Origin of the sequence: Yoonia sp., assembly GCF_030731595.1 — a bacterium.
Taxonomy (GTDB): Bacteria; Pseudomonadota; Alphaproteobacteria; order Rhodobacterales; family Rhodobacteraceae; genus Yoonia.
In genome coordinates this window covers 1-10525 of the sequence record NZ_JANQTS010000118.1, presented here as the reverse complement: position 1 = coordinate 10525, position 10525 = coordinate 1, and the positions used below count along the sequence as shown (strand labels likewise).

11 protein-coding genes are annotated in these 10525 nt (G+C 58.5%); 5 read left to right on the top strand and 6 right to left on the bottom strand.

Annotation, left to right across the window (positions count from 1 at the left end; translation table 11 throughout):
* Positions 1-1130, bottom strand: a 1130-nt coding sequence (locus tag NWQ23_RS14330) for a nicotinate phosphoribosyltransferase (RefSeq protein WP_306167072.1), incomplete at its 3' end; no start/stop codon positions are given.
* A 72-nt stretch (positions 1131-1202) separates the two neighbouring features.
* Between NWQ23_RS14330 and NWQ23_RS14325 the strand changes: the two genes are divergently transcribed.
* Positions 1203-1739, top strand: coding sequence for a hypothetical protein (locus NWQ23_RS14325; RefSeq protein WP_306167071.1), 537 nt, complete (start codon positions 1203-1205; stop codon positions 1737-1739).
* A gap of 39 nt (positions 1740-1778) precedes the next feature.
* Complete coding sequence (locus tag NWQ23_RS14320) at positions 1779-2636, top strand: DMT family transporter (protein WP_306167070.1); 858 nt, start codon at positions 1779-1781, stop codon at positions 2634-2636.
* On the opposite strand, the gene pncA is transcribed toward NWQ23_RS14320, so the two are convergent.
* A complete protein-coding gene (gene pncA, locus NWQ23_RS14315) occupies positions 2633-3226 on the bottom strand; it encodes a bifunctional nicotinamidase/pyrazinamidase (protein ID WP_306167069.1) in 594 nt (197 codons plus the stop codon). The two genes, NWQ23_RS14320 and pncA, sit on opposite strands and share 4 nt — an antisense overlap.
* 127 nt (positions 3227-3353) lie before the next feature.
* On the opposite strand from pncA, the gene NWQ23_RS14310 reads away from it, so the two are divergent.
* From NWQ23_RS14310 to NWQ23_RS14300, 3 genes are read left to right on the top strand one after another with little or no spacing between them, the layout of a single operon-like run.
* Positions 3354-4601: an Hsp70 family protein gene (locus NWQ23_RS14310; protein WP_306167068.1), complete on the top strand. Its 1248-nt coding sequence runs from the start codon at positions 3354-3356 to the stop codon at positions 4599-4601.
* A 23-nt stretch (positions 4602-4624) separates the two neighbouring features.
* Positions 4625-5530 carry a rhodanese-related sulfurtransferase gene (locus NWQ23_RS14305; protein ID WP_306167067.1) on the top strand — a complete coding sequence of 302 codons (906 nt, stop codon included), beginning with the start codon at positions 4625-4627 and terminating at the stop codon, positions 5528-5530.
* Positions 5531-5566: 36 nt separating this feature from the next.
* On the top strand, positions 5567-6607 hold the full coding sequence (locus tag NWQ23_RS14300; protein ID WP_306167066.1) for an AbrB family transcriptional regulator: 1041 nt from the start codon (positions 5567-5569) through the stop codon (positions 6605-6607).
* Here the strand turns inward: NWQ23_RS14300 and NWQ23_RS14295 are convergent.
* The 4 genes from NWQ23_RS14295 to gyrB form a co-directional block, all read right to left on the bottom strand.
* Positions 6604-7152, bottom strand: coding sequence for a helix-turn-helix transcriptional regulator (locus tag NWQ23_RS14295; RefSeq protein WP_306167065.1), 549 nt, complete (start codon positions 7150-7152; stop codon positions 6604-6606). The genes NWQ23_RS14300 and NWQ23_RS14295 overlap by 4 nt on opposite strands.
* Positions 7130-7690, bottom strand: coding sequence for a cytochrome b/b6 domain-containing protein (locus NWQ23_RS14290; protein ID WP_306167064.1), 561 nt, complete (start codon positions 7688-7690; stop codon positions 7130-7132). Before NWQ23_RS14290 ends, NWQ23_RS14295 begins: the two co-directional genes overlap by 23 nt.
* 21 nt (positions 7691-7711) lie before the next feature.
* The gene (locus NWQ23_RS14285) at positions 7712-7969 is read right to left on the bottom strand and encodes a PepSY domain-containing protein (protein ID WP_306167063.1); all 258 of its coding nucleotides are present in this window, start codon (positions 7967-7969) and stop codon (positions 7712-7714) included.
* A gap of 249 nt (positions 7970-8218) precedes the next feature.
* Positions 8219-10525: DNA topoisomerase (ATP-hydrolyzing) subunit B (gene gyrB, locus NWQ23_RS14280; protein ID WP_306167062.1), on the bottom strand; the 2307-nt coding region annotated here is incomplete at its 5' end.

Here is a 10525-nt window from a genome sequence, read left to right as displayed (position 1 = left end):
AGTGCGTCCCCCTCGACCAGCCCTTTGAAGTCGTTGGTCAGCATCGTGCCCCAGCCGAACGACACCCGCACCCGTCCGGCGAATTGCTGTTGCAGCGCGATGATCTTGTCCACGTCCAGCCCGTCCGAGAAGATCACCAGTTTGTCCCGTGGGTCCTCGCCCCGCGATTTCCACCAGTTGATCGCGGTTTCGGCCCCTGTCGCGGGGTCGCCGCTGTCGACCCTGATCCCGGTCCAGCCTGCCAGCCAGTCGGGCGCCCCTTCAAGGAACCCTTTGGTCCCGTAAGTGTCGGGCAGGATGATCCGCAGGTTGCCGTCGTGTTCCTCGTGCCAGTCCGCCAGCACGTCGTAGGGTGCTTGCCGCAGCGCTGCGTCGCTGTCGGCCAAGGCGGCATAGACCATGGGCAGTTCGTGGGCGTTGGTCCCGATCGCCTCGATCTCGCGCATCATGGCGATCCGGCAGTTGGAGGTGCCGGTGAAGTTGCGCCCCAACCCCTCCATCATCGCCTGCACGCACCAGTCCTGCCAAAGGTAGGAGTGCCGCCGCCGCGTCCCGAAATCGGCCAGTCGCAGGTCTTGGATGGGTTTGAGCTGGTCGACCTTTTCCCACAGTTTCGTCATCGCCCGCGCGTAGAGCACTTGCAGTTCGAATTTCCCCATGTCCTTGAGCACAGCACGGCTGCGCAATTCCATGATGACCGCCAGCGCAGGGATTTCCCACAGCATGACCTCGGGCCATGTCCCTTCGAAGGTCAGTTCATATTGCCCGTCGATCTTTTCCAGATGGTAGGGGGGCAGGGCCAGATTCTCGAACCACTCCATAAAGGCGGGGGTGAACATCTGCCGTTTGCCGTAGAAGGTATTGCCGCGCAGCCATGTGGATTCCCCGCGCGTCAGGCGGAGCGAGCGGATGTGGTCAAGCTGTTCGCGCAATTCGCCTTCGTCGACCAGATCGGCCAGCCGGATCGTCTTGGTCCGGTTGATCAGCGAAAAGGTCACTTGCGTGTCAGGGTGGTTGCGGAACACGGACTGGCACATCAGGAGCTTGTAAAAGTCCGTGTCGATGAGCGACCGCACAATGGGGTCGATCTTCCATTTGTGGTTCCAGACGCGGGTGGCGATATCGACCATGTTTCAAGTTCCCCCTTTTGGCCCTTCCGTGTTAGATCAAGAGGATGCAGGGGTGGCAAGGGGGCCGTTGAGATGGCTTTGGGATACGACTTTGACATGGTGCCGGTCACGCCAGAGGGTTTACCGGACCAGTTCGGCGATCTGGCGGCGACAGGGCTTGGCGCGCAAAAGGTCGCGATGTTTCGCGATCCAAAGACTGTGGCGGCCTTGGGTCGGGCGGATGAGACCGTGCGCACCTTCTTTGTCGAGAGCGGTTTTGCGATGCAGTCCTTCAACAGCGGTGCCCCTCCCGGCCGGTTTCCGATGCGGGACGAGGATGCGCGTGTCGGCGTGATCGAGAAACTTTCGGCGAACCTCGCGACCCATGATCTGAAGGGCGCGGATTGGGGCGGGTTTGATTTTCAGGCATTCATGCAGGCATTGTCTGTCGCGGAACCGGTTGAGGATTCGCTCCTTGCTCCGTTGCCGCAGACCCGCAAGGCGGACCCTGATATCTTGGCCGCGCGGATCGCTTCGCGAAAGCGTGAGGGGCGGCGCAGGATTGCTTTGAGTGGCCTCCTTTTGGGAATGATATTTCTGTTTTATGTCGCGAGCCAATTGATTGGGTGACCCAAGCCGCTTAGCGCGCGGGAGAAAGCCCCGTTTCGCATGACCACATTACCCTTTTCCGCCAAGGTTGTTGGCGCGGTCATATTGGCAATGGCCTTGATTGTCGGCAGCGATGCGGCGGCGACCTTGCTCACAGGTGCGGGTTTCCCGCAGGTTTTCGTGGCGTGGACCCGCTTTGCTTTGGCCGCTGCACTACTGGCCCCGTTCTGCGGCTTGGGTCGCACGGAGTTCACCCATTTCCTGAATTGGCGGCTTTATCTGCGGACGCTTTTGATTGTTGGCGGCATTGTCAGTCTTCTGACTGCCCTGAAGACCGAACCGATGGCCAATGTGTTCGGCGGATTTTTTGTGGGGCCAGTTGTGTCCTATTTCCTGTCAGCACTGTTGCTTGGGGAACGGATCACGCAGATCCGGACTATTCTTCTGCTTGTCAGTTTTATTGGGGTTCTTGTGGTCGTCAGACCGGGGTTCGGCATGACCACGGGTATGGGTTTTGCCATCCTGGCGGGATGTTTTCATGGGTCTTATCTGGTGGCGACCCGCTGGCTGGCGGGTGATTTCCGGCCAAGGTTCCTCCTGCTTTCACAATTGGTGATTGGTGCGGTCCTGCTTGCCCCCTTTGCGTGGGGACCGGTGCCCCAGATCAGCCTGTCCGTCTTTGGGCTGATCGCCATATCAGCCTTGGGTTCTGCCATGGGCAATCTACTGTTGGTTCTGGTCAACCGGACAACTCCGGCAGGCGTCATCGCCCCCCTGATTTATAGCCAGCTTTTAGCGGCGATGGTGATTGGCTGGCTCGTCTTTGGGCAATGGCCCGATGGGCTGAGCCTGATCGGTCTGCTGATTATCATGACCGCTGGCGTGTCTTCGGTCTGGTTTGCAGGCCGCGGGCGCTAGACCAAGATCACGCCGGCCGCAGTCATCCCCGCTTTCGCCGCATCCAATGATCCGTCAAGATCAATCGCGCGGCACAGCGCCATGTTGACAGTCACATCAAGACCCAGCTTTGCTGCATCAACCGCGGAATAATTCACGCAAAAATCGGTGGCCAACCCAACCAGCGTAAGCGTGTCGATACCACGTGTGCGCAAATACCCCTCGAGCCCTGTTGGCGTCACCTTGTCGTTCTCGAAGAACGCCGAATAGCTGTCGATCGCGGGGTTATAGCCCTTTCGGATAATCAGATCGGCACGGTCGGTCATCAGGTCCTTGTGAAATGCAGCGCCACTGGTTCCTTGAATGCAATGGTCTGGCCACAACACCTGCGGGCCATAAGGCATCTCTGTCATGCTCATCGGGGCGGCATTATGGGTCGAGGCGAAAGAGGAGTGCCCTGCCGGATGCCAGTCTTGCGTCAGGATCACAGCGCTGAAATCCGCCATCGCCGCGTTGATCCCCGCAACGATCGCATCACCGCCCGCAACGGCCAGCGCGCCGCCGGGGCAGAAATCATTCTGTACGTCGATGACAAGTAAGGCGTGGGTCATGGCGGTCTCCTTTTTGCGTGGCGACAGGGTATCGCCAAAATGCGCGCGCTGCGAGCGGATTTGCGGGGATTGACGCCCTGCACCCAATCGCTTACTCGCCCTCCTTTCCCAAGGACAAGAGGCAGAAATGGCGACCCTAGGTATCGACTTTGGCACCTCGAACACGGCAGCGGGTGTCTTGGCTGCGGGCCGTCCACATCTGATCACGGTTGAGCCGGGGCGCAAGACGCTGCCGACTTCTGTTTTCTTTGACTATGACCGCAAGGTCACGACATATGGATCAGTTGCCAACGCGGCGTTGATTGATGGCCGCGAGGGGCGGTTCATGCGGGCGCTCAAGTCAGTTCTGGGCACGCCCTTGATGCGCGAAAGACGCCAGATCGCTTACGCGCGGCTGACCTTGCTAGAGGTTGTGGCGCAATTCTTGCAGATGATCCGCGAACGGGCAGAGGCCGAGACAGGGCAAACCTATGACGTGGCCCTGTCGGGACGTCCGGTGCGGTTTCATTCCCTTGACCCGGTCCGCAACGCCCAAGCCGAAGTGGACCTGCGCGAGGCCTATCTGATCGCGGGCTACAAGGACGTGTCGTTCATGTATGAACCCGAAGCGGCCGCGCTTGCCTCTGGCCCTTTGGAGGCTGGTGCTTTGGGTCTGATTGTCGATATCGGCGGTGGTACCTCCGATTTCTCGATCTTTGAGCGTCAGGGCGACCGGACACGGATCATCGCCAGCCACGGCGTCCGGGTGGGTGGCACGGATTTTGACCGCGCGATCAGTATTACCGAGGTCATGCCGCTTTTGGGGCGCGGCGCAGAGGTCCGCAATGCCATCGGCGACGGGCGGCATACAGCGCCCAATGCGATTTTCAATGATCTGGCGACATGGCAGAAGATTCCTTTTGTTTATACCCCCGAAAACCGTCGCATGGCCGAGGATTTTGCCAAACTGGGGATTGATCCAGTCCCCTTTGCCCGCCTGGAAAGTGTGCTGGACATGGAGTTGGGACACGATATCGCCTTTGCGGTCGAAGCTGGCAAAATCCAGATCAACAAGCCTGATATCAGCGATGCGGGGATCGATCTACGCGTGATCGAGCGCAATTTGTGGGCGCGACTAACCAAGGCTGCAATGGCTGCGGTTTTGGCCGATCATGCCGCACAGATCAGGCAATGTGCGATTGAAACCCTTGCGATGGCCGATCTGGCACCGGACCGGATCAGCAAGATCGTTTTTGTCGGCGGCTCTAGCCTTTTGCATGTCATCGAGGATGAGATGACAGCCTTGTTCCCGCATGCCGCATTGGAACGGGCCGAGGCGTTCACGGCTGTCGCGGACGGTTTGGCGATTGCCGCCGCGCGTGACTTGCCCCTTTGAGCGGACGGGCGTATTTGACGCATATGTTTACCGTTGCTGCCCTCTATCACTTTACCCGTTTTGCTGACCCTGCGGCCTTGCAAGGGCCGTTGTTGGCGCTGTGCAAAGCGCGCGGGATTACCGGCACTCTGCTGCTGGCCGGCGAAGGGATCAACGGAACGATTGCGGGGGATCGCGCAGGGATTGATGCAGTTCTGGCGCATATCCGCGCCCTGCCCGGCTGCGCCGATCTGGAGTGGAAGGAAAGCACAGCCACGACACCGCCCTTTCATCGCATGAAAGTCCGGCTCAAACGCGAGATCGTGACTATGGGCCAACCCGATGTCGATCCGGTGGCGCGCGTTGGTCATTATGTGGAAGCGGCGGATTGGAACGATCTGATCAGCGCGCCCGATGTGGCGGTGATTGATACACGCAACGACTATGAGGTGGCGATTGGCACCTTTGACGGGGCGATTGACCCGCAGACCAAAAGCTTTGGTGAATTTCCCGCGTGGTGGGAGGAAAACAAGCACCGCTTTCATAACAAGCGGATTGCGATGTTCTGCACCGGCGGGATCAGGTGCGAGAAATCAACGAACTACCTGATGGGCCAAGGGGTCGAGGATGTTTATCACCTGAAGGGTGGTATCCTGAAATACCTCGAAGAAGTCCCGCAGGAAGAGAGCAAATGGGACGGCGAATGCTTTGTCTTTGATGCCCGCGTGAGCGTGGGGCACGGGTTGGAAGAAGGGCCGCATATCCTGTGCTATGCCTGCCGCCGCCCCCTGCTGCCCGAAGATCGTAACCATCCGGCATTCGAGGAAGGTGTCGCCTGCCATCAATGTGTGGATGAGACCAGCGAAGAGGACAAAGGCCGGTTTCGCGAACGCCAAAAGCAGATGGCTTTGGCCAAGAAGCGTGGCACACATCACATTGGCGGGGCTTGACCCGATGCGGGATCTTACTTTGGCAGGCCCAAGAGAGTGACCCAAGTCAAGCAGTTCATGCCGCATATGCTAGCTATCGTGATTGGCATCTTGGGCGGTATCGCTGCTTATCTGAGCGGTTTTCCATTGCCGTGGATGCTGGGGCCGATGATCGCCAATACGGCGGCGGCCATGCTGCGTATGCCGGTCCGTGGTCCGATGCCATTGCGCCCTTATGTCATTCCGGTGATTGGCGTGATGCTGGGCTCGGGCGTCTCTGCGGAAATCTTTGGCAAGCTGGGCAGTTGGCTGATCACGCTTGCCGTTTTGCCCGTCTTTCTAGCCTGTGCTGCGGGCATATCCTACTTTGTCTATCGCAAAATTGGGCGGTACGACCCGATCACGGCCTTTTACGCCGCCATGCCCGGCGGGTTGAACGAGATGCTGATCCTCGGTGCGGAGGCGGGTGGCGACGAACGGCGGATCGCGCTGGCCCATGCTGCGCGCGTCCTGGTCATTATCGTGTTTGTGGCACTTTTCTTCAGCTTTTTTCTTGGCGTAACAAGTGGCAGCAATGGTGCGGCAACTTGGGTCGCCTTGAACGCGATAACCATCAAGGATTACGTTATTCTGGGGCTTTGTGCGTTGATTGGGGCGATCGGGGGCAAATGGTTGGGCCTGCCCGCGGCACCCATCTTTGGCCCGATGATCCTTAGCGGTATCGCCCATGTCGCCGGTTGGGTCGTTGTGGCTCCACCGACGCTTTTTGTCATCGCAGCACAGATCACAATCGGGACCATCATCGGCACACGCTTTGTGGGTGCGACACTGGCCGAAGTCCGCCGTGACGTGAGCCTGTCTGCCTTTGCGTCATTGCTGATGTTGATTGCAGCGGTCGGCTTTGCAGAGCTACTTGCGTGGGGCAGCGGAATCCCCGTTGCGCAGGCATTCCTTGCATTCTCGCCGGGCGGCCTGACCGAAATGGGCCTGCTGGCTTTGGCTGTGAATCAGGATGTGGGATACGTTTCTGTGATGCACATCATTCGGATCACGCTGGTGATCGCTATTGCGCCCTTCGTGTTTCGCTGGACGCGCTAGCCTTTGTCTTTCTGTGACATCCCCGCAGGGCTAGGCCGCGTCGTCAGGTCAAGGCCTGCGATCAGTTCCTCGATCATCACAGAGATAAGTTCAGCGCGGCTGGACACCCCCGACTTGCGATAGATCGCTGCACTTTGCGCCTTGATCGTCCCGCTTCGCGTTTGCCGCATGACGGCGATATCGGCGATGGGCACACCCTTGATCGACAAAAGCGCGACATCGCGTTCTGCTTCGGTCAATTGCCAGACTTGGAAATGCTGCTCGATCACATCCTGAAAAGCACCACTTGCAGCACCCAGTTCGCGTTCGATCTTTGTATTGCGGCGCAAAAGCTCGCGGTACTGACCCACCGTAATGAAAGCACCAATCGCCAGTGCAATGATTCCCATCAGTTCGACCCAGGTGTGGCCCGTCAGATTGTCCATCTCGACGATCACATCGAATGCAAACACGAGACCACAGCCCAGTTGAAGCAGGGCTGCGGCAAGAAACAGGGACCGACGCAGGCGTGTTCTGCGCTCTTCAGTCATGCCTTGTTTGGTCATCAGTGTCCTTTTGGCCGGTAATCATCGAGACGACGAGGTTTTCACGGTGGCGCCAACTTGAAAAGATAACCCCCCCGATGTGGAGCGCAATGAGAGCCAACAGACCGTTCACCAGAGCCTTGTGGGTATGTTCAACCCAGTCCTGCCCAAAGTACGCATCCATGCCCATCATGTATCCCGTAGCACCAACGGCAAAGAGTGTCGCCAGCAATGTGAGGATCATTGCAGCACCGGCGGGGTTATGCCCCAAGTAGCGGTCTTCGCGTCCGCGCAGCATATCGCGCAGATAGGTCAGTAACCGCCGTGGCCCGGGCACGAAATCGGCAAAGCGGGCATGCCGTGTGCCGATCAATCCCCAGATCAGGCGAAACGAAATCAGGCCGATGACCACATAGCCCAAACTGCGATGCAGCTTGCGCGGTTCGTCAAAAAGATAGGTCAATGTGACCATGGTCACCAGGGACCAGTGGAAAAGGCGCACCCCAAGGTCCCAGACCCGGACACGATCCGTCGTTTGCGTGTTGTCGTATAACGTCATGATGCGCCTCCTTGGTCCGGCTTAGGCTTCGATACGGTCGAGTTCTACGCCGGTATTTGGGTCAAAGAAGACTTCCATGTTTGTACCGTCGACTTTGCCATAGATTTCGTAGCAGCCGCCGCTGTTGATCTTGAAGGACACGACAACGCCACCTTCTTCTTCGAATGACTTCATGGCTTCCCAGACGGGTTTGACGTCTGCGCCGGGGTTGCAGGAAGGTTCAGCAAACGAAGGCGCTGCGGAAACTGCGATAAGTGCGGCAAGGATGAGTTTTTTCATTGGGGTAGCTCCAGTTGAGTGTGATGCCTGCAAGAGCGCAGGGCATGACCGGGATGTGCGGCCAACTGGAAAGATGATCTATTGGTTCCGGGCTTAGGTGCGGACGCCTAAACCAGAGTTTATGCCCGTATATCTAATGGTTTACGCGGCATTTGGCCGATCGGCAAAGGCCCGCCACCGTTTTAACAGCAGCGGGCCAAGCTATCGGCGACGTGAGTTGCAACACCCCAAGATCGCGGTGACGCAGTCTTAGAAATCCAGATTCTCGACGTTCAATGCGTTGTTCTGGATGAACTCGCGGCGCGGTTCGACCACGTCACCCATCAGCTTGGTGAACAGATCGTCTGCCTCTGCCAGATCTTCGACCTTGACCTGCAAAAGCGTGCGCGCATCGGGGTCCAGCGTCGTTTCCCAAAGCTGGTCGGGGTTCATTTCACCCAAACCTTTGTAGCGCTGGTAAGACAGCCCTTTTTCACCCTCTTCAAGGATCGCCTTGAGCAGATCAAGCGGGCCGTGAATGGCCTGGCTCCGGTCTTTGCGAATGAGCGTTGCTGGCAGGTCGTAGACGTCCTGCAGGCTTTGCGTAAACGTGCCAGTACGTCGGGCTTCGCCACCGCGCAGCATGGGGCCATCCAGCGTGCGCACTTCTTCGACGCCGCGCAGGATGCGCGCCAGACGCATGCCTTGGTCTTGGGTGATCCGGCCTTGCCAGCCACGTTCCCATTCCAGCGCAATGAGGTTCAGCCGTTCGGCCACGCGGTCCGCCGTGCCTTGCAGGTCGTTCTGGACCACGCCCGGAACGAAGGCGCCAGCGATGGCTGCCTGTTCCAGAATATGGCGGGGGTAATGGGTGGGAAAGGCTTCGAGCACGCGGCGCAACTGCCGCGCCTCTTCGACGATGCGCCGCAGATCAGCGCCTGCGATTTCCTCGCCGTTGCCTTGGCGCAGCATGGCCCCGTCGATGCCCTGTTCGATCAGGTACTCGTCCATCGCCGCTTGGTCTTTGAGGTATACCTCGGACCGGCCGCGCGTCACTTTGTAAAGCGGCGGTTGGGCGATATAAAGGTACCCGCCTTCGATCAGTTGCGGCATCTGCCGGAAGAAGAAGGTCAGCAAAAGGGTACGGATATGCGCACCGTCAACGTCCGCGTCGGTCATGATGATGACCTTGTGATACCGCAGCTTTTCGATGTTGAACTCGTCGCGGCCGATGCCGGTGCCCAGCGCCATGACAAGGTTGCCGATTTCTTGGCTGCCCAGCATCCGGTCAAAACGCGCACGCTCCACGTTCAGGATTTTACCCTTCAGCGGCAGGATTGCCTGCGTACCACGGTCACGGCCGGTTTGGGCCGATCCGCCTGCCGAGTCACCCTCGACAAGGAAGACTTCGGTTTTGGAAGGGTCTTTTTCGGAGCAGTCTTTCAGCTTGGATGCGTTGAAGTTCACGTCCATCGCCGATTTGCGGCGAATTTCGCGGGCCTTGCGCGCCGCTTCACGGGCAGCAGCAGCCTCGACGATCTTGGAAATGATGGATTTCGCCATTGCTGGGTTTTCTTCGAACCATTCGTTCAGCTTTTCACCCATCAGGTTTTCGACGGCAGGCCGCACTTCAGAGCTAACCAGTTTGTCCTTGGTCTGGCTGGAGAATTTTGGGTCGGGCACTTTGACGGAGAGCACGCAGGTCAGGCCCTCGCGGGCGTCGTCGCCTGTCAACGAGACTTTTTCCTTCTTGGAAATGCCGGTCTCGGTCGCGTATTTCGCAATCGCGCGTGTCAGCGCACCGCGGAAGCCCGCCAAATGCGTGCCACCGTCGCGCTGGGGAATGTTGTTGGTGAACGGCAGAACCATTTCGTTATAGCTGTCGTTCCACCACATCGCGACCTCGATCCCGATGTCGTCGCGTTCACCGGTCACATAGATGGGTTCTGCCATCAATGGCGTCTTGGAGCGGTCGAGGTATTTCACGAATTCCTTGACGCCGCCTTCGTAGAAAAGTTCGGTTTTCAGCGGCTCGACCGGGCGCAGGTCTTCGAGGATGATCCGCACGCCAGAGTTCAGGAATGCCAGTTCGCGCAGACGCTTTTCAAGAATATGGAATTCAAAGTCGCGGTTGCTGAAAGTCGTGGTCGAGGCAAGGAATGTGACCTCGGTCCCCTTGCGCCCATTGGCGTCACCGACAACACGCAGATGTTCCGTCGTAAAGCCGCCCTCGAAACGGGCGTAATGTTCTTTGCCTTCACGCCAGATGCGCAGTTCAAGGTAATCGGACAGCGCGTTCACCACCGATACGCCCACACCGTGCAGACCGCCCGACACCTTATAGGAATTGCTGTCGAATTTTCCGCCTGCGTGCAGTTGGGTCATGATGACTTCGGCGGCAGAAACCCCTTCGCCTTCGTGGATACCAACAGGAATGCCGCGCCCGTTGTCGCCGACTGTAACCGAAGCATCGGCGTTGATCCGGACATAAACATGGTCGGCATGTCCGGCCAAAGCCTCGTCAATGCCGTTATCCACGACCTCATAGACCATGTGGTGCAGGCCCGACCCGTCGTC